The sequence below is a fragment of the Chryseobacterium salipaludis genome, from assembly GCF_022968825.1.
GTDB lineage: Bacteria > Bacteroidota > Bacteroidia > Flavobacteriales > Weeksellaceae > Kaistella > Kaistella salipaludis.
This window is the reverse complement of sequence record NZ_JALHKS010000001.1, coordinates 245630-265158: the sequence shown is the minus strand read 5'-3', so window position 1 is coordinate 265158 and position 19529 is coordinate 245630. Positions and strand designations below refer to the sequence as shown.

The 19529-nt window shown below is 45.3% G+C and carries 21 protein-coding genes and 1 tRNA gene; 6 read left to right on the top strand and 16 right to left on the bottom strand.

Annotation, left to right across the window (positions count from 1 at the left end):
* Window positions 1-13 precede the first annotated feature (13 nt).
* The 7 genes from MVI27_RS01190 to MVI27_RS01160 form a co-directional block, all read right to left on the bottom strand.
* Window positions 14-523 carry an NADH-quinone oxidoreductase subunit NuoE family protein gene (locus tag MVI27_RS01190; protein ID WP_246958853.1) on the bottom strand — a complete coding sequence of 170 codons (510 nt, stop codon included), beginning with the start codon at window positions 521-523 and terminating at the stop codon, window positions 14-16.
* Window positions 524-578: 55 nt separating this feature from the next.
* Complete coding sequence (locus MVI27_RS01185) at window positions 579-1802, bottom strand: NADH-quinone oxidoreductase subunit D (protein WP_246958851.1); 1224 nt, start codon at window positions 1800-1802, stop codon at window positions 579-581.
* A 39-nt stretch (window positions 1803-1841) separates the two neighbouring features.
* Complete coding sequence (locus tag MVI27_RS01180; protein WP_246958849.1) at window positions 1842-2336, bottom strand: NADH-quinone oxidoreductase subunit C; 495 nt, start codon at window positions 2334-2336, stop codon at window positions 1842-1844.
* Window positions 2337-2342: 6 nt separating this feature from the next.
* Window positions 2343-2900 (bottom strand): NADH-quinone oxidoreductase subunit B, encoded by a 558-nt coding sequence (locus tag MVI27_RS01175; RefSeq protein WP_281432061.1) that lies wholly within the window; start codon window positions 2898-2900, stop codon window positions 2343-2345.
* Between the two features lie 38 nt (window positions 2901-2938).
* A complete protein-coding gene (locus MVI27_RS01170; RefSeq protein WP_246958847.1) occupies window positions 2939-3310 on the bottom strand; it encodes an NADH-quinone oxidoreductase subunit A in 372 nt (123 codons plus the stop codon).
* An 80-nt stretch (window positions 3311-3390) separates the two neighbouring features.
* On the bottom strand, window positions 3391-3579 hold the full coding sequence (locus MVI27_RS01165; protein ID WP_246958845.1) for a hypothetical protein: 189 nt from the start codon (window positions 3577-3579) through the stop codon (window positions 3391-3393).
* Window positions 3576-4721, bottom strand: a complete 1146-nt coding sequence (locus tag MVI27_RS01160) for a GNAT family N-acetyltransferase (RefSeq protein WP_246958843.1) — start codon at window positions 4719-4721, stop codon at window positions 3576-3578. Before MVI27_RS01160 ends, MVI27_RS01165 begins: the two co-directional genes overlap by 4 nt.
* A gap of 111 nt (window positions 4722-4832) precedes the next feature.
* Here MVI27_RS01160 and MVI27_RS01155 point away from each other — a divergent pair, with 111 nt between their 5' ends.
* The gene (locus MVI27_RS01155) at window positions 4833-5540 is read left to right on the top strand and encodes a zinc metallopeptidase (protein ID WP_246958841.1); all 708 of its coding nucleotides are present in this window, start codon (window positions 4833-4835) and stop codon (window positions 5538-5540) included.
* A 1-nt stretch (window position 5541) separates the two neighbouring features.
* Here MVI27_RS01155 and MVI27_RS01150 read toward each other — a convergent pair whose 3' ends face one another.
* The 8 genes from MVI27_RS01150 to rbfA form a co-directional block, all read right to left on the bottom strand.
* Complete coding sequence (locus MVI27_RS01150) at window positions 5542-6144, bottom strand: IMPACT family protein (RefSeq protein ID WP_246958840.1); 603 nt, start codon at window positions 6142-6144, stop codon at window positions 5542-5544.
* Window positions 6144-7169: a bifunctional diaminohydroxyphosphoribosylaminopyrimidine deaminase/5-amino-6-(5-phosphoribosylamino)uracil reductase RibD gene (ribD, locus tag MVI27_RS01145; protein WP_246958839.1), complete on the bottom strand. Its 1026-nt coding sequence runs from the start codon at window positions 7167-7169 to the stop codon at window positions 6144-6146. The genes MVI27_RS01150 and ribD overlap by 1 nt, the downstream gene beginning before the upstream one ends.
* A gap of 35 nt (window positions 7170-7204) precedes the next feature.
* Window positions 7205-7795 (bottom strand): hypothetical protein, encoded by a 591-nt coding sequence (locus MVI27_RS01140; protein WP_246958837.1) that lies wholly within the window; start codon window positions 7793-7795, stop codon window positions 7205-7207.
* Between the two features lie 8 nt (window positions 7796-7803).
* Window positions 7804-9825: a DUF349 domain-containing protein gene (locus tag MVI27_RS01135; RefSeq protein ID WP_246958836.1), complete on the bottom strand. Its 2022-nt coding sequence runs from the start codon at window positions 9823-9825 to the stop codon at window positions 7804-7806.
* A gap of 65 nt (window positions 9826-9890) precedes the next feature.
* Window positions 9891-10628, bottom strand: coding sequence for a shikimate dehydrogenase family protein (locus MVI27_RS01130; protein ID WP_246958835.1), 738 nt, complete (start codon window positions 10626-10628; stop codon window positions 9891-9893).
* 65 nt (window positions 10629-10693) lie between these two features.
* On the bottom strand, window positions 10694-12739 hold the full coding sequence (locus MVI27_RS01125) for an endonuclease (protein ID WP_246958834.1): 2046 nt from the start codon (window positions 12737-12739) through the stop codon (window positions 10694-10696).
* Between the two features lie 50 nt (window positions 12740-12789).
* Entirely contained in the window at window positions 12790-13992 is a 1203-nt protein-coding gene (locus MVI27_RS01120; protein WP_246958833.1) for an ABC transporter permease, read from the bottom strand.
* A gap of 9 nt (window positions 13993-14001) precedes the next feature.
* The gene (gene rbfA / locus MVI27_RS01115) at window positions 14002-14364 is read right to left on the bottom strand and encodes a 30S ribosome-binding factor RbfA (RefSeq protein WP_246958831.1); all 363 of its coding nucleotides are present in this window, start codon (window positions 14362-14364) and stop codon (window positions 14002-14004) included.
* 193 nt (window positions 14365-14557) lie between these two features.
* Here rbfA and mce point away from each other — a divergent pair, with 193 nt between their 5' ends.
* From mce to MVI27_RS01100, 3 genes are all read left to right on the top strand, one after another.
* Window positions 14558-14956: a methylmalonyl-CoA epimerase gene (gene mce, locus MVI27_RS01110; RefSeq protein ID WP_246958830.1), complete on the top strand. Its 399-nt coding sequence runs from the start codon at window positions 14558-14560 to the stop codon at window positions 14954-14956.
* Window positions 14957-15033: 77 nt separating this feature from the next.
* Window positions 15034-15107, top strand: a tRNA-Ile gene (locus MVI27_RS01105).
* Between the two features lie 280 nt (window positions 15108-15387).
* Window positions 15388-15690: a hypothetical protein gene (locus MVI27_RS01100; protein ID WP_246958829.1), complete on the top strand. Its 303-nt coding sequence runs from the start codon at window positions 15388-15390 to the stop codon at window positions 15688-15690.
* Window positions 15691-15791: 101 nt separating this feature from the next.
* Here the strand turns inward: MVI27_RS01100 and MVI27_RS01095 are convergent, their stop codons facing one another.
* On the bottom strand, window positions 15792-16649 hold the full coding sequence (locus MVI27_RS01095) for a M23 family metallopeptidase (protein WP_246958827.1): 858 nt from the start codon (window positions 16647-16649) through the stop codon (window positions 15792-15794).
* Window positions 16650-16851: 202 nt separating this feature from the next.
* Between MVI27_RS01095 and MVI27_RS01090 the strand changes: the two genes are divergently transcribed.
* Both MVI27_RS01090 and mqo read left to right on the top strand, forming a co-directional pair.
* On the top strand, window positions 16852-17877 hold the full coding sequence (locus tag MVI27_RS01090; protein ID WP_246958826.1) for an NAD(P)H-dependent glycerol-3-phosphate dehydrogenase: 1026 nt from the start codon (window positions 16852-16854) through the stop codon (window positions 17875-17877).
* 146 nt (window positions 17878-18023) lie between these two features.
* On the top strand, window positions 18024-19520 hold the full coding sequence (mqo, locus tag MVI27_RS01085; RefSeq protein ID WP_246958825.1) for a malate dehydrogenase (quinone): 1497 nt from the start codon (window positions 18024-18026) through the stop codon (window positions 19518-19520).
* Window positions 19521-19529: the final 9 nt, after the last annotated feature.

Below are 19529 nucleotides of genomic sequence, written 5' to 3'. Positions count from 1 at the left end.
ACTTTCTTTAAAATTAATCAATCGCGATGCTTCCTTCCCGGCACAGCCTCAGGATATCATCCACTTTTTCATTCGTTAAAAACTCATGATAGAATTTGCCCAGTTGCAGCATGGGTGCATAGCCACACGCGCCGAGGCACTCAACCGCCTTAATGGTGAACATTCCGTCGGCCGTTGTTTCGCCGATGTTGATGCCCAGCGTCGTACACAAGTGTTCGAGGATACCATCGCTGCCATTTACCATGCATGGCCCGGTGCGACAAACTTCCAATACATATTTACCTACCGGCTTCATGTTGAACATCGTGTAGAAAGTAGCCACTTCGTACACTTCGATAGGCTGAATTTCCAGCACGCTTGCCACGTAATCCATTACGGGAACCTGCAGCCAGCCACCAAACTCTTTTTGTGCAATATGCAAAACGGGAATCAGTGCAGACTTTTTATGTTCTGCCGGATAGCGGCGGATAATTTTTTCCACCTGTGCCATTGATTCCGGAGAAAACGCAATTGTTTCGGTCATTTTATTTCTTTCAACCTGATTTGCAGGTTTCTGTTTTAACTATTTATAAAATATATCAGGCATCCAGTTCTCCTGCGATAACATTCATGCTGCACATGGTAACAATCGCGTCTGAGATCATGGAGCCACGAATCATTTCCGGATACGCCTGGTAATAAATGAAGCAAGGTCTGCGGAAGTGCAGCCGGTACGGAGTTCGTCCGCCGTCGCTTACCAGATAGAACCCAAGTTCACCGTTACCGCCTTCCACGGAGTGATATACTTCACCCTTCGGAACATCGGTTTCACCCATCACAATTTTAAAGTGATAAATAAGCGCCTCCATGTTATTGTACACATCTGCCTTTTCCGGCAGATAAAACTCCGGAACATCCGCATGGAATGGCCCGTCGGGCAGGTTTTTATAGGCTTCATTAATGATTTTCAGGCTTTCCCAAACTTCCTGCTGGCGTACCATGAACCGGTCATACGTATCACCGGAAGTTCCGACCGGAATTATGAAATCAAAATCCTGGTAAGATGAATATGGATTTGCAACACGAACATCATAATCCACACCCGCTGCGCGCAGGTTTGGTCCCGTGAATCCATAACTCAAAGCACGTTCTGCAGAGATCGGCCCTGCATCAATTGTACGATCCATGAAAATACGGTTACGCTCGTTCAGTGCGCAGAACTCGCCCCAGATTTTTGGGAACTTCTTCAGCCAGGTCTGCAGGAATTCATGAAACTTCGGAGAAAAATCTCTTTCGAAGCCACCGATACGTCCCATATTGGTCGTCATCCTCGCCCCGCAGATTTGCTCGTACATTTCATAAATCTTCTCACGCTCCTGGAAAAGATAGGTGAGTCCGGTAATAGCACCGGCATCCATGGCAGTTACCCCGTTGCAAACCATGTGATCGGCAATGCGAGCCAGTTCCATCATAATGACGCGCATGTAATCTACGCGTTTGGGAACTTCGCAACCAATGAGTTTTTCCACAGTCATGTGCCAGCCCAGGTTGTTGATGGGTGCGCTGCAGTAATTCATACGGTCAGTCAGCGTGGTGATCTGCGTAAAATTCCGTCTTTCAGAAATTTTTTCAAAAGCACGGTGTATATAACCAATCGTTTGTTCCGAGTGCAGGATGCGTTCGCCGTCCATCGTCAGCACATTCTGGAAGATTCCGTGTGTTGCCGGGTGGGTTGGGCCCAGGTTCAGCGTATAGAGCTGCCCGTCAATATTCTCTTTGGAATCGTGTTGATTTAATATATTGGAGAGTGCGTTGTCTTTCATAATGTTAAGTTACTTTTAACCGCTGTTGTTGCCAGCGGATTAGCGGCCAAACATGGTATCGTCCTTATCGGTGCGGGTTCCATCTTCCAGGCGGTACTCCTTCAGCATAGGATGATACCCGATGTCTTCCACATTTAAAATCACGCGCAGGTCAGGATGGCCTTTAAAGCGGATTCCGTAAAACTCAAAGGTTTCACGCTCCATCCAGTTGGCACCGGCATACAGTTCGGTCATTGAATCGACTTCAGCGTTTTCCCGTGGCATAAAAGTTTTCAGGCGCAAACGGAAGTTGGTCATCATATTATGAAGATGATACACAACGCCCAGTTCAGCTTCAGGATTTTCGGGATAATGAATTCCGCACAGGTCGGTGAGGAAATTAATCTGCAGTGAGGAATCGCGCAGATAATGAATTACCTTTTTGATATCCTGTTTTTTAATTTCTACCGTCAGCATTCCGTATGATTCAGTCGCCGCAACAACCGACTCCGGAAATTCGCGCGTAATGGCCTCCAGCACAAACTCGTTCGTCATATTCCTTTATTTAATATCGTAGGATTGCAGCAAATGCTGATATTCCGGCATATCACGGCGGCGGATACTTTCATTTTCGCACAGCGCCTGTACCTGCATCACCCCTTCAATGATTTGTTCCGGTCTTGGCGGACAACCCGGCACATATACATCCACAGGAATAATCTTATCAATTCCCTGGAGTACCGAATAGCTGTCGAAAATACCACCGCTGCAGGCACATGCACCTACGGCAACTACCCATTTGGGTTCTGCCATCTGGGTATAGACCTGCTTGAGTACAGGCCCGAGTTTTTTGGCAATGGTACCGCACACCATCAGCATATCTGCCTGGCGCGGTGAAAACGAGTTTCGTTCCATCCCAAAGCGCGACGCATCATAGGTAGGGTTTAGCACGGCCATGAACTCAATACCACAGCAGGAAGTGGCAAACGGTAAAGGCCACAGAGAGTGCGCACGGGCAAGGCCGATCACGCTGCTGAGTTTTGTTGCAAAAAAGCCTTCGCCCTCGTAGCCTTCCGGCGCCGGAGCATCCATCCTTATTACAGGTTTATTATCAGACATGATTTTTTCTTTAAAGTTAATAAATAGTCTGCCGGGAATTATTTGTCCCAGTCCAGCGCACCGCGCTTCCAGACATAAAAGAATGCAATGAAGAAAACGGAAATAAAGGTAAGAACAGCCAAAAAGCCTTCCACACCAAATTCACGGATATTCACCGCATACGGATAGAAAAAAACGATCTCAATGTCGAACAATACGAAGAGAACAGCCGTAAGGAAATATTTTACAGAGAACGGAGTACGTGCGTTTCCTTCCACATCCACCCCGCATTCGAAACTTTCATTCTTTCGGACAGCGTCAGATTTTTGTCTCGGGCCGAGAAAGTGCGTGCCCAGAATGGAGAGCAGCACAAAACCGGCACCTACGGCAACCTGAATAAAAATCGGGATGTAATCGGCAGGAACATTCATTGTAGCTTCATTTTTTCTTATCCTGGCAAATTTACGGAATTAAGTAATATATAAAAAATTATCGCCGTAAAACTCGGTCTTTACTTACTGCGCGTATTTTTCAGGCGCTTTAAAACTTCATAGGCCAGATAGGCAATATATAAAAATAAAACACTGGCGTACACGATATTGATCAGCGAATGGATCCGCTCGTCTTCGACAGCAAAGAACTGATTATAAACGATAAAGACCAGGACCAGTGCGGCATATATGTATAATTGCTTTTTCATAGTAACAGATTCGTTTGTTCGGTAACAGTGAGTGAATAGGTGCGGCGGCGCTTGTGATTAACGGGATGATAATCCTGCCAGAGGACCTGAACACTTTTGTTTTCTTCCAGTTCCGGATTGGTTTCCAGATATTTAATTCCTTTTTTGCTAAAATTGCGCCAGATTTCCTGGAAGATAAGCGACGTCACGCCCCGGCGCTGATAATCCGGATGAATACCGATCAGGTAGAAATTAGCACGCGTGTTTTTCTTGCCGGCCTGCAGGAAGTGATACCAGCCGAACGGAAAGAGCGAGCCTTTGGCCTTCTGCAATGCTTCAGAATAACTGGGCATGGTGATCGCAAAGGAAACCAGTTCCCCCTGGCTGTTGGCAATGCAGACAATGTAATCTTTATGAAGAAGTTTAAAATACTTATCCTTATACGTCTGAATCTGCTCATCCGTGATGGGGGTGTAGGTGGACAGCGAACGGTAGGTTTCATCCAGTAATTTAAACATCGGAAAAACATAGGGCAGAATTTCCTTTTTGTTTTTAAAATGAAGAACCTGTAAACCATATTTTTCTGCGATGAGCGCACTGAATTTTTTCACCTTTTCGGGTAAGATTTCGGGGAATTCCAGTTCATATTCCACCCATTCTTTTTCCTTGTGCAGTCCTAAAGCTTCCAAATGCTGCGGATAGTACGGCGCGTTGTATAAACCGATCATCGTTGCCAATCTGTCATATCCCATGGTCAGCATGCCAGCTTTGTCCAGATTGGTAAAACCCATCGGGCCCTCGATCATTTCCATCTGGTGTTGCTGGGCATAATCCACCGCTTTTTGCAGTAAAGCGCGGGAAACCTCTCTGTCATCAATAAAGTCCAGCCAGCCAAAACGAACCTTTCGCAAACCCATTTCCTCCACCTCTTTGTGGTTGATCATCACAGCAATTCGTCCGGCTATCTTTCCGTCTTTCAGCGCGATATATCTTTTGAATTCAGAAAAGGCAAGCGCGGCATTTTCTTTGCGATCCCAGATGTTGATTTCATCCTGCGTCAGCGGTGGAACATAATTTGGATTATGGCGATACAGGTGGTTTGGAAAGGAAATGAACTGCCGCACCTGTGCAGAATTTTTAACTTCAATAATTTCTACTGGCATCCCTGAGATATTTGGGTGAACAAAGATACTGGTTTCCCTGCACAGGCAAAACTTTGGCATACTTTTTACGATCTTGTTGGAGTTTATGTATTTTATAAAATTTAAGTAAAAATGACAGGGTATTATTTGATTCTTATACTCATGATGCTGGCAAGCTGGTGGGTGTCTTCCAGGCTGAAGTCCAAGTTTGAGTATTATTCGCAGGTACATTTGCGAAACGGCATGTCCGGAAAAGAAGTAGCGGAAAAAATGCTGAGAGATAACGGCATCCACGATGTGCAGGTAATTTCGGTGCCGGGGCAACTGACAGATCATTACAATCCTGCCGACAAGACCGTAAATCTTTCGGAAGGTGTATATATGCAGCGAAATGCCGCCGCTGCCGCCGTAGCTGCGCACGAATGCGGCCATGCAGTTCAGCACGCGGTAGGTTATTCCATGCTGACGCTCCGTTCCAAACTGGTACCGGTAGTTAACATCAGTTCTCGTTTGATGCAGTTTGTATTAATTGCAGGAATTATGATTATGGTGGGAACACAAACCATCGACAATCCTCAGGGAAATACGACAGTGCTCGCCATCGGTGTTGCGATGTTTGCCGCTACAACTTTGTTTGCTTTTGTAACGCTGCCGGTGGAGTATGACGCGAGTAACCGCGCCATGAAATGGCTGAAAAGTACCGGCACGGTGACGGCAGAAGAATATGTGGGCGTACAGGATTCACTGAAGTGGGCAGCGCGTACGTACGTTGTGGCCGCGATCGGTTCCCTGGCGCAGTTGCTTTACTGGGCATCTCTGCTGATGGGCCGACGGGATTAAATCAATTTATTTCAAAATCAATATCATGCATCTCAGCCAATTGCGCTGAGATGTTTTCTTTTTCCGCCAGGCGAATACGCGCTTTAATACTGCATTTCTGATCAGAGGTGAAGTCCAGCACCTGTGCATCACATTTATTTAATAAAGTAAAAATCACATTCTGTTTTTCGAAATTGAAATGGACCGTCAGTACCGATTCTAGTTCACGCGTAACAATTTCTGCCGCTTCGATGGTTTCTTTCGCAGACTCTTTATAGGTTCGTACCAGTCCCGACACACCGAGTTTGGTTCCGCCGTAATACCGCACACTGATGACAAGAACATTGGTAATTTCATGTGCCAGCAGCTGATTATAGATCGGCAGGCCGGCGCTGCCCGAGGGTTCGCCGTCGTCATTCGCGCGATAGAGCTGACCTTCCACACCAATCCTGTAGGCATAACAGTGATGCGTTGCTTTGGGGTGCAGTTCGCGGATTTTTTCTAAAGCTGTGCGTACCTCATCTTCATCGGCGACCGGAAAAGCAAAGCCAATGAATTTGCTCCCTTTCTCCCGGATGATGATGTCCGCCACAGGTTGTTTTATGGTTTGAAATTCAAAAGCCATTACTGGTTGTTTTTATAAAAAGCCACCGTATTATCGCGTAGATTAAATGTGTTACGTGCATTCTTTGCAAACAACGGCGCTTGGGTACCTGAAGCTAAACGGAGATTCGGATTTGAAATAACATAGGCTTCATCCCATAAATCTTCCTCAATGAAACGCTCCAATGTTGCGCGGCCGCCCTCAACCAATACAGATTGAATTCCTTGCCGGTGCAGCAAAGAAAGCATATCCGACAGTGAGTCATCTGCCTTTATTTTTTGAAAGGATATATTGTTGTCATCGTCTTCGCGAATGGTATTTAACACTAAAGTCTGTGCATCCTCATTATATAAGTTATGAGTTGTGGGCACTTTCAGATACCGGTCCAGTACGATCCGGATTGGATTCCGGCCGATAATTTCCCGGGTCGTCAGCGAGGGATTATCTGCCAGTGCGGTGCCCCTGCCCACAAGGATAGCATGTTCCCGGCTGCGCATATCGTGTACGAATTGGCGGCTGAGTGTATTGCTGATCTGCGTCGGCTGTCCGTTTTTATCAATAAAACCATCTGCAGACTCAGCCCATTTTAAGATTATATAAGGCCTGCCTTGTTGATGGAAAGTAAAAAATCTTCTGTTCAGTTCGCGGCATTCTTTTTCCAGCACACCGATTTTAACTTCGATACCGGCGTCGCGCAGGATTTCAATGCCCTTGCCATGCACCAGCGTGTTGGAATCCACACAACCAATCACTACTTTTTTGAACTGATGCTGAACTAAAGCAAGTGCACACGGTGGCGTTCGCCCGAAATGTGCGCAGGGTTCCAAAGAAACATAAATAGTACTTTCTTTAAGAAGTGCTTTGTTATCTACGAAATTAATAGCGTTTATTTCTGCATGCGCTTCGCCGGCCTTATGATGGTATCCTTCGCCAATGATCCGGTCGTCGTGCACGATAACAGCGCCTACCAGCGGATTAGGATAGGTGTAACCTTCTGCCTTTTGAGCAAGCACCAAGCAACGGCGCATATAAAATTCATCTGTCATAAAAAGAAAGCACCGGAAAAGGTGCTTTATATGTATTAATTATTAATCTGTTTGAACTTAATTTCAGGAATCGGGAACTCAATCATTTTGATCATCAGCGCATCACGTTGGGTAGACAGCGCTTTGGCTATTTTGCGAGGCTCGCCATATACACGTGTTACGTAGGAAAGAATGAGGAAGTTGGATCCCTGCGGTGCATTGGTGGCGCGGAAACGATCAATCACGTATTCCATATAGGGTTCGCCGGTTTCCGGTGTTTCCGAAATATAATAATCCACCAAAAACTCATTGCCGGCCGGGTTTTCCGCAACGTTCACTTTTGCAAATTTATCGGTTTCCTGCCTATGTTGTATTTGCTCTACCTTTTGACGCACGGCGAGTTCCAGTTCTATTTTTTTATTAAAATAGGAAAAGTCCAGCATCTTCGTGATATTATCGAAGTTTTCATCCGCGGGCAGATACTGTTGTTTGTAGAAAGTCTGCGAGACAGGTTTGCTCCAGACAAGAAACAATTCTTCTCCGCCGAAGTCAACTGGTCCCGGAATGTTAAGCAGATCTTCCGCCTGTTGTGCACTGCCAAATACAGCGGCCGCAAACGTTACTGCCGTTAGTAAATTTTTAAGCATATAAAATTCTATTCTTTTTCTGCAGATAAAATCTGATGAAGAGAGCTTTTCAGGTCTTCGAGCTGTTTCTTCTTTTCATCGATGCGGGCGTAGGTATGAGCCAATAACGGGTTATCACGGGAATCATCGCTGAAGAAACCAAGGTTGTTCTCCATCTTCACAACTTCCGCTTCCAGATCAGCGATCTGGTTTTTCATTTTTCTGGCTTTGTCGCTCAGCTGATCTTCCGTGAGGTTTTTCTCGTTCAGGCTGTATTCCGAAACTTTATTAAGTTTCAGTTTTTCGCGAAGTAATTTATTAAACTCGCTATTAATCCCGATTTTCTCGCGCGGAACTTTCCCTGTTTTGTTCCAGGTGTTTTTGATTTCCTCAATTTTTTCCACGCTGCCTTCTTCGTCTGTTATGCTGCGAAGATCTTCGAGCAATTGTTTCTTGACCTTGTAATTCTGTTTCCAGTTATCACCGGAAGCATTATTTTTTTCCCGGTAAGCGTTGAAGAAAGTGTTGCAGGCTTCGCGGAAATCATTCCACACCTGGTTTGTCATGCTGCGCGGAACATGTCCGATCTTCTTCCAGTCTTCCTGTAGTTTTTTAAACAAAGGGACAGCGGTTTCCCAGTCTTCGGAATTCATGTTTTCCCGGGCAATCTGCACCAAATTCTGTTTCTGTTCCAGATTGGACTGCTGGGAATTTTTCAGGGTTTTATAAAACTCATTTTTGCCTGCATTAAACGCACGCAGATATTGTTTAAAATCATTCCAGGTCTGGCTGGATAATTTCCGTGGCACATTACCGAGTTGCAGAAATTCTGTCCGCAGTTCTTCCACGCGACGAATCGCATTTTGCCATTGGCTGTGATTTCCCCCGGTAGCAGTTTCGGTCAGTTTTTTAATTTCTTCAATAATGCCGCTTTTCTTGGTCAGGTTTTCCTGCTGTTCCTGCTCAATCTGTTTATTGAGTTCACCTTTGCGGTCATGAATTCGGTTCGAAATTTCGCGGAATTCTTCCCAGGTATTTTCACGGAACTCTTCGGCAACCGGCTCGGCTTCTTCTTTCCAAAGGCGGTGCAGATACTGAAGCTCGTTTAAAGCTTTTTGCACAGAAGGTTCTGTTTCCAGCTCCTTTGCCCGGTCAATAATCTGACGGCGCTTTTCCAGATTGTGCGCAAACTCCTGTTCCATATATTCCTTATTCAGATCGAGCATCTGATAGAACTGGTTCAGGTGATGGAAGTAATTATTATTTAAAATTTTAAATTCAGATTTGGCTACCTGTCCGGCATTTTTCCATTCTTCTTTGATTTCGCGGATGGCTTTGAAAAGATTGGTGCCGGGTTCGGTATTGGTGTACAGATTCCGGAGCTTCTCGATAATATCCTGGCGTTGCTGCTTGTGCTGCTGCTGTTGTTCTTCTACCTGCTGCTGGTGCGCATCCATCTTCTGGCGGTACAAGCCGGTGAGTCCGGTCAGTGTGTGGTGCTTAGGGTGTTCACCAATATCCAGCGTGCTTTCTTCCGCGCTTTCCGCAGACTGCTGCCGCAGCGCTTCTGTCTCTGCCTGCATTTTATGATTTGCAGCGTCTTTCAGCGCGTGAAATTCTTTATTTTTAGAATGAGCGTCGTCCCGGTTGATAATTTTTTCCATTTGCTCGAAAAGCTCATTGAGCGACATGTGCTCATACGGAGATGTTTCGGGCTCAGCGGGTACGGTTTCTTCTGTATCTTTTGCGACTGTTTCATTTTCGGCTGCTTCTTCTACAAAAGCGGCTGCAATATCGGTAGTTGCATCGGCAGTGTCCGTATTTTGACCGAAATCTTCGCTTGCTTTCGCTTCTTCAACAAAGGCTTCAGCGATATCCGGTGCAGGTTCGGCTCTATTTTCGTTCGGCTGATTTTCAGCAGAAGTTGGATCTGTCAGTTCCGGTGCCGCAGCATCGGTTGGGCTGTTTCCGTCCGCAGCGGGTTGCATGTTTTCCGTATGTGGATCGGTATTCATTTCCTCATTTTCAGAAACCGGCTTTTCTGTACTCATAGCAAACTTTTTATAATCAGGCATTAAATGCCTGGGGTTGATGGCAATCTACCGCCTAAATTAACCTATTTTTTTTCAATGTTCCAAATTTCCCAGGCTTTTTCTGCCTGCTGCTCCAACATCAGGGCACCGTTGATGGTTTTTGCACCGCGCAGCCGGGCCTGACGAAGGAATAGGGTTTCCGCCGGGTTATAAATAAGATCAATCATCAGATGATCGCTGGTAACATGTTCAAAAGGAAAGGGCACTGATTTTTCGGTATCCGGAAAAGTACCAACCGGTGTGCACTGAATAACCAACGTGTGTTCAGAAATGACCTCAGAACTAAGATCCTCAAAAGTGAAGGTACCTTTGCGACTAATTGTTTTAAAAGAAAAGTTATGTTTTCTCAGCACGTACTGTATTGCTTTAGCAGCGCCACCATCGCCCAGAACCAAGGCTTTCTGATGCGTTAATCCGCCCGACTGAATTAATGTTTTTTCGAAACCGTACGCGTCTGTATTAAACCCTTTTCTCTTTCCATTAAAAACAAGAACTGTATTAACGGCGCCAATCTCCTGTGCTTCCGGGCTCAGTTCGTCGAGATAGGGGATGATCTGTTGTTTATACGGAATCGTCACATTAAAGCCACGCAGGTTTTCCCTCGAAAACAGAGAGGTAACTTCAGAAATATTTTCCCTGTCAAAAATGCGGTAATGATAATCTTTCAATCCAAGGTCTTTAAATTTTTTTTCAAAGAATGTTTTTGAAAAGGAATAAGAGATATTTCTGCCAAGCAGCCCAAGTTCCACGGTGTTTTCCATAAAAACAAAAATAGAAAAAGACCGGCAGTTCACCGGTCTCTTAAGATTAAAATATTTTGATTCGCTTACTGAACAATAAACTTGGTGCTTTGTTCATCAGCTTTTAATATATAAACTCCTTTTGGCAGATTCTGCAAACGAATACTGTTGGATGTTTTAAATGGCTGTTTCAAGGTCTGCATCAGTTTTCCGCTCATGTCGTAAATCTGAACGGATTTAATGGTGTCAAGTTGTGCACCTTCCAGTTTCAAAATGCCATTGCGAACCGGGTTCGGATATACTCTGAGCACGTTCTGGTTTTTAGATGACTCATCAGTTCCCATCGTGCTAAAGCAGGTCCACATCATATTATCAACCGCCACACGATTGTTGTCACCGGATTTATCCAATCGGATCGTAACCGGGCCGGCAATATTAATTCCTGTGATTGTCGTAGTTGTCACTGCCGCTGAATAAGGAATAGTTTTTCCGGTATCCACGTCGTTCACAAAAACTTTGAATGTACCGGAAGTTCCGCCAAATTTAAGTTGCGTGGTGACGGTAAGATCGCCGATTCCATTGGGCGCATCTTCTACTTCCAGATAGCCTGTACGCACCGTTATTGCTTTTCCATCAATCGTTTGATCAGTTCTCGCAAAGGTAGCAGTCCAGTCCAATCCGTTGCTGGACCATTCGCGTACCGTGTACGAACTTCCGCTCGCTTCAGGAATATTATCAAAAGTTTCACTTCCGCAATCTGTGCCGACTTCACCGGTGGTTACCGTTATCATATTGCTGGCAGCGGAAACATTGCCGGCGGCATCTTTGGCAACCACATACATCGTGTAGGTAGTTAGCGGCTGAAGATCTGTTACCGTAGCAGTTACCCCGGAAGCGGAGCCAAAAGAAACATTATTTACAAAAATTTCATATCCGGTTACAGCTACATTATCGGTAGAAGCGGTCCACTGAATTTTCACCTCATTACTGCCGGTATTTACTACAGTCAGGTTGGTTGGGGCCGTCGGTGCTTCAGTATCCACCAGCGTAGTTGCTGTCACTGTGCCTGAAGGTGCGGATTCATTGCCGGCTGCATCCGCTGCAATTACGTAAAAGCTGTATTCCGTTCCCTGATTCAAACCAGTAACCACCGCCGTAGTGCCGCTGACTGATTGCTTAAATTCTCCGTTTGCAAAAATTTTATATGCTGTTACTCCAATATTATCGGTAGAAGCTGTCCAGGTAAGTGTAGCGCTGTTGGTTGTAACTTCGCTTACCGCAAAATTTGCTGGTGCTGTCGGTGCGTCGTTGTCAACAATTTGGGTTCCCCAAATCCGGTCGATCCATTCTGGGTGGTCAATAAAAGGGTTTCTGTTTCCCTGGAAGGTGTAGGAAGCATTGTTTCTGTCGATCTCGGCCGGAGAAACCGGATCCTGTTGCGCCCATTGCAAAAGTACATTTAACTCCCACTTGTCCAGGCCAGGGTAAGGGGATCCACCCAGCATGCCACCGCTGTTAAAGTTGGAAAGTTGACTTTCATATCGGGTCACAAAATAAAAGATCATTCGCGCGACGTCGCCTTTGAATTCATCGATAGGCTCAAACACAGTGCCTCCAAAACCTGCCGAGCCGGAGCTGCCGAGTTTACTGCCATTTTTCGTTACAGTAGTGGCAGACTCTACTTTTCCGAAAGGATAATTGCTGCGGATACCGTTTACTTTTCCGTCGGTGGGACGTATGTGGTGAACATCGGAAACCATCGGAGCTTTTTTACCAAAAAGACTTTGCGGAACTACGTGCTCGCGGTTATAGCAATCACCTTCATTGGAATAATTTCCGCACTTTTTCTTACCGTGCTGAAAATTATAAGGATCCGGACCGGTAGGATTTTCTGAATACATATCCAGCACAGTGCCGTCGTTTTCGTAATAGCGGTCTGTATCAGTAGTTGGATACGCCGTGTATAAGCCATCATATCCTTTGTCTTTATGACCGTTTGTGATAATCTGGCTGAGTTTTGTTTTCAGCTGGGGACCGGCCAGTGTTGCTGTACCGTCGTAATATCCAGCTGGTATCTGCGCTATAGCCTGCAAGAAAAACAGGCTAAGCAAAAAAGTTGATAGTTTTTTCATATTGAAAAGTATTAAGCAACAAAAGTACGAAAACGACAAGAACTGTCCGCTTACGAACCAAACTTATTAAGTCGTGAAAAGACGCGGGCAACCACAATACCGAAAGCTGCGGCTGTACCGGCCACAATTACATAGTTGATGGCCGTAACCCGAACCGGAAAGGCCAGATCTGTATTGGCACCTGCCTTAAAAATGCCCGTGGAAATTTGGAAGTAACACACCGCCGTGCCTAGAAGCAGTCCGCAGATAATCCCGAAAAGGACGATGAGTAAGCCGGTATAAAAATAAATATTGCGGAGCGAACGCTTATCCATTCCCAGTGAAATCAGGCTTTGGCTTTGCACGCGCTTGTCAAGTTGCAGAATAATAATGGCGCCAGCCAGATTAAAAGTCGTGATGAAAATAACGAGCGCGAAAATTAGATAAATAAACAGTTTCTCGGTATTGATCATCTTCCAGAAAGCCGCATTTTCTTCCTGCTTTGTTTTCAGGTCATAACTTTTGCCGAGCTGCTGCTGGAGTCTTTGTTTCACCGCATCTGCCTGTTCCGGATCGTGAAGTTTTATTACAAATTCATAGGCGGCATCTTTAGGGAGTTGCAGGAGTTCCTGCGCTAATTCCAACGGTGCAATAATCGTGTTATCCAGCTGGTCATTACCGGGAAATACACCGGATACAAAAATATCGCGCTTCGTGAAAATATCTTCTTCTTTGCTGATAATGCCTGTACCGGGTTTAGGAACCATCACACTGGCATACTCCGAACTTTCTCCTACGGGAATCGTCAGCCGGTTGTTCAGCTTGTTTTCCATCAGGACTTCATTGGAATATTTAAAAGTGGGATAGGAGCCATAAAGAATGTGCTCGTTCACCGGATTCACCATCGTGTAGGCAGAATCCACGCCGCGCAGAATGGCAATATCACCGTTTCCGTGAAAGTTGATATAAGCTTTCTCCTCAATCACTTTCGAGTAATGTGCAACAGCAGTTTCCTTACGCAGAATTTTTTCTGCGGAAGCGATATTCGGCAGCGTTTTCCCCTGGGTGCTTTTAATGGTTATATCTGCATGGAGATTGGCGATCAGGTCTTTATTGAGATCTTCCAGCGCAGAAAAGACAGAAATAATAATAAACATCGCTGCCACCGCCACCAGCATCGCCACCGCCGCCAGCCAGGTGATGAAGGTAACTGCCGTGCTTCCTTTGCGGGCAAGCAGGTACCGTGCAGCAATATAAAAAGAAGTATTCTTCAAGAATAGGAGTTAAAGAATCGGGTTATCGCCTTGTCCTTTTAATTCTCTTTCAATGCGTTCCACATCATCCAGCGACGTATCCAGGTAAAACTGCAGTTCCGGAATGATACGCACCTGCTTGCCCATTTTCTGGCCCAGGAAATTGCGGTACTGTGATTTGTTTTCTTCGATTTCCTTCATAATTGCTTTGCGGTATTCCACCGGGAAAACACTCAGGTAAATCTTGGCGATGCTCAGGTCGGGTGTCACGCGGACATCCGAAACGGTGATCAAAAATTGCTGGGCACTTTGCGAGGCCTGTTTACGGAAAAATTCGGCAAAATCTTCCCGTATAATCTGAGCGACTTTTCGCTGTCTGTTGCTTTCGTTCATGCGGCAAATTTACTATTTTTGTTTCAATTACCGGGGCGTGCCCTTTCCGTCCTCCGCCTCTCAGCGGAGTCCGGAGCAGGTCGGTCTGCGTGCAGTCGCTTTTTGTGGCGGCACCTGGCGGTGCCGCCACAAAAGAGCTCCAACAATGCACTCCGCCCTCACGCGGTGTACGCCACCCTTGAAAGAAAGATATATGAAAATTGAACACCTCGGCATTGCCGTGAAAAACCTCGGACTGTCCGAAGATGTATTTAGCCGCCTTCTGGGAAAAGCGCCTTACAAACAGGAAACGGTCGAGCGCGAAGGCGTTACCACTTCCTTTTATGAGGCCGGCGACAGCAAAATCGAACTGCTCGAAGCCAGCCGTGAGGACAGCCCCATTGCCAGATTTATTGAAAAAAGAGGAGAGGGCATCCATCATATTGCATTTGGTGTGGAAGACATTTCGGCGGAAATTGAAAGGCTAAAGGCAAGTGGGTTTATCTTCATTTCCGAAGAACCTAAAGAAGGTGCCGATAATAAGCTGGTTGTTTTTCTCCATCCGAAATCCACCAATGGGGTATTGGTGGAATTGTGCCAGGAAAAACCCTGAAATATTTTGCAGGTCCGCAAAAAAGATTATTTTTGCACACCCAACTGAATGAATAACCGGCAACGGTTATGATGATAGGCCCTATAACTCAGCTGGTTAGAGTAGCTGACTCATAATCAGCAAGTCCCTGGTTCGAGCCCAGGTGGGGCCACCGGGTAATAATAAAGCATCTGTTTTTGAGCAGGTGCTTTTTCTTTTTGGCAGTTGTTTTGAAAGGTATATAACATTCTGCTTTACTCTTTAATTTTGCAGAATTACGACTTGTATGCAATAAAGCAATATGGTTGCTGATTCGAAATAATAGCCATCTTAGGACTGCATTCTGCACCTTCAAAATTTTATCTTATCATCCATGGGTTTGACCTTGAGGTAATTATAGCGACAGTTTGTTTCTGGCATGCTTTTGGATTCCGCCTCGGAAAGGAAAAGAAATGAAAAGCAAAGTACTTATTATCGACCACGAAAACAAACCGTTATCTAAAATTCGCCGTTTTTTTAAACGTCGCCAGTTTGAAATCATAAAACCAAAAGAAACCGAAAGTATTTTCAATATCTGTAAATCAGAAGATATTTCTGCAGTCGTAATTGATACCGACATATTCGGCAAAAGAAGCCGCGTCTTTCTGCAAAACCTCCGCGATCATATTCTTCCGCCCGATGTACGCTTAATTAGCATCGGCGATATGAAAGAACAAGATTCTTTCTCTTTCCGGGAGAATTCTATTCTCGCCTAAGATGTTCTATCTTTGTACGATAATCATTCTTTGCTTAAAAAGATCTTTGCTGATATCTTCAAAACATAAGAAGCCGCTTCATACTCTGGAGCGGCTTTGTATTATAGGTTCAAAAATAACTTCGGATTGACCGGTTTATTATTCTTGTGCACTTCATAATGCAGATGCGGACCGGTGGAACGTCCTGTATTTCCGGATTTGGCAATCACCTGATTTACGGTGACTTCATCATTCGTTTTTACATTGATTTCAGAAAGATGGCCGTATAACGTGTCCAGACCGTTGCCGTGTGAAATAATGATGCAGTTCCCATAGCCTCCTTTGAAGCCGGCAAAAATAACACGACCTGCTGCCGCGCAGCGAACTGGCGAACCGTGCGCAACCGCAATATCAAGTCCCTTGTGAAACTGAATCTGTTCCTTTTCGGCCGGGACATTGTTCAGTTCTTTTGTGCCGGTGGAAGTACTGTCGGAAGCTGTCGCTTTGTTTTTCGCTGCAACAGAAGCCAGTAAGACCGTTTTGGTCGGGATCGGATTGGTTCGTTTTCCAAATTGTGAAGAAATATATCCGTCAGCCGGAATACCAAGTGGCACAAACTGTAATTTTTGCTGCAGCTCCGCCAGATACTGACTGTAGCGCCGGGTTTGGCGGCCTACGTAGACCGCATTCTGCAAACTGTCCTTGGAAAGCTTCTCAAGTTGCACCGCCGGAACATTTTTCGCGGCAAGGAAATTGTTGAGTTGCTGAACCGACTGTTCGATGAGCGTTAAATTCGATTTCATTCCGGCAAAGTCCACACTGTCTTTCTCAGTTTGCACCGGAATTAAATTTACTGCATAGTTTTTATGGTCTTTCTCCGCATAAAGTTTTCCGATAAGCAGGCCCTGTGCAATGATTACTGCAGAAAGCAGCACAATGACGACCACGGAATTTTTTAATCGCGCTAAGAGGTATTTCATAAATGATCTATTTTAAATTCAAAAAAAGCGGTGCAAATTTACAAAAACTTAAAGGATCAGGACGAATCCTGATAAATATTAGCATTTTGCTGCCGCCTATTACTGTTCATCTATGCCTGGCCTTGGCAAGTACTATGATAAAGTCTTAATATATTTGCAGCGTCGCACCGCCGGGAACCCGCGCGGCGATAAACCTTAAACTATGAAAAAAGAAAAAACAGCTCGATCGAAACCTGACCATCAGATTAAAGTAGGCGTGGTAGGAAGCGGAAGTTTCGCAACGGCCATTGTAAAAATGCTGGTGGAAAACAGTGAGAAGGTGCATTGGTGCGTACGGAATGAATATGTGAAAGGCGCCATTGAAATGCGGGGCCATAATCCAACGTATCTTACTTCAGTTTCCTTTGATGCAGATATGCTGGCAGTCACCACCGATATTAATGAGTTGGTTTCGGCTTGTGATGTGATTGTTCTGGCAACGCCTTCTATTTACCTTTCTGATACACTGGAGAAAATGTCCTGCGGCTGTGATGGGAAAATCTTTGTTTCTGCGATTAAGGGAATTGTGCCGAAAGCAAATGATGTGGTGGCGCATTATCTTCGCAATGATTTCGGGATTGGTTTCAGGCAGCAGGCCGTCATTGCTGGACCTTGCCACGCGGAAGAAGTCGCGATGGAACGTCTTTCTTATTTAACCATTGCGGCGGCTGAGGATGAGGTGAGTGAAAAACTGCATACACTCTTCAATTCTGACTTTATAAAAGTTCACTGCAGCAAAGATATTCTGGGCAACGAGTACAGCGCTATTTTGAAAAATATTTATGCTGTCGGAGCCGGTATTGCCAGCGGACTGGGTTATGGAGATAACTTCACGGCAGTGTTCGTTTCCAACGCCATCCGCGAAATGGAAACCTTCCTGGAAGGCGTGTACGAAGTCCCACGCGATGTGAATGAAAGTGCTTATTTAGGAGATTTGCTGGTTACGGCTTACTCACTTTTCTCGCGAAATCGCAATTTGGGTAACCTGATTGGTAAAGGCTACACCGTAAAATCAGCGATCCAATCGATGAATATGATTGCAGAAGGGTATTATGCTGCGGATTCTGTGTATCACACCGCACGCGAAAAAAACATGAACACGCCAATTATCGATACTATTTATGGCGTGTTATATGAAGAGAAGAATGCAGAAACAGAGTACGAAAAACTGACGCTGCTGCTTAATTAGGTTTACTCTTTTATAGATAACAAAATATCTCCGGGCCGCCATTTTTATTTGGCGGCCTATTTGCTGTATTTTGGGTCCGGCGAAAATGCAATAAGTACTAAACTACTGCACAATGTATTTCGCTGTTTCTAAGAAAAAAATAATTTATGTCTACACACAAAACTCCAAAATCTCATTACGATGTGATCCTGATCGGAGGCGGTATTATGAGTGCCACTTTGGGCACGCTGCTGCACGAACTGGATCCAACTTTGAAAATCGTCATATTCGAACGGCTGGGCCGCTTCGCGCGGGAGAGTTCCGCTGCCTGGAATAATGCCGGCACGGGCCACTCCGCTTTCTGTGAACTGAATTATACGCCGCAGCGTGAAGATGGTAGCATCGACATTTCTAAGGCAGAAACCATCGCGGAACAATTTGAAATTTCTAAGCAGTTCTGGTCTTTCTTATTATCAAAAGGGTATATATCCAACCCGCATGAATTCATCAACTCCTGCCCGCACATGAGTCTCGTTTTCGGGAAAGGTGATGCTGAATTCCTGCGCCGCCGTCATGAAAAACTTACGCAGTCTGAATTGTTCAAGGGAATGCAGTTTACCACTGATCATGATAAATTACGGGAATGGATTCCGCTGATCATGGAAAAGCGTAAGAAAAGTGAGCAGTTGGCAGCCACGAAAATGGATTTGGGTACAGATGTAAATTTCGGTTCGCTGACCAGAAAAATGGGCCGCTTCCTTGTGGACGACAGTAATGTGGAAGTCTTTTTATATTATAACGTAAAAGATATCGATCCTACGGACGACGATAAATGGCTGGTAAAAGTAAAAGACAGGCTGCAGCATAAAATGCACGATGTAACCGCAGATTTTGTTTTTATTGGTGCGGGTGGTTATGCTTTGCCCTTGCTTGACAGTACGGATATTCGTGAAAGCGAAGGTTACGGCGGTTTCCCCGTTTCAGGCCAGTGGCTGGTGTCCCACAATCCCGAACTGATTGCAAAGCATCAAACCAAAGTATATACCCAGGCAACCGTGGATGCGCCGCCGATGAGTGTTCCACACCTGGACCTTAGAATTATCGACGGAAAAGAAGCGCTATTATTCGGACCTTTTGCAGGCTTTTCCACCAAGTTTCTGAAGCAGGGTAGTTATCTTGATTTGCCTGAAAGTGTCAACTTTAAAAACATCCGCTCTTTATTTGGTGCATGGTGGCATAATTTACCGTTAACCCAATATCTTGTGCGGCAGGTGGCGATGACGAAATCTCAGCGCATCCAGCATTTGCGTGAGTTCGTGAAGGAGGCGCGCGAAGAAGACTGGGAACTGATGGTGGCAGGACAGCGGGTACAAATCATCAAGCGTGACGAAATTGAAGGCGGAAAACTGGAATTCGGAACCGAAGTCGTTGTGAATAAAAAAGGAACGATTGCTTCTCTGCTGGGCGCTTCTCCGGGTGCGTCCACGGCTGCCTATGCGATGACGCAGGTGTTGGAAAAATGTTTCCCGGAAAAGATGAACGGCGAGTGGCGCGAGAAACTGAAAGAGATGATTCCGAGTTATGGCTACAAATTAGCAGAGCACCCCGAAATGGTGCAGAAAATCCGAGCCTACACAAAAGAAAAACTAGATCTGCATTATTAGTATCTTTGT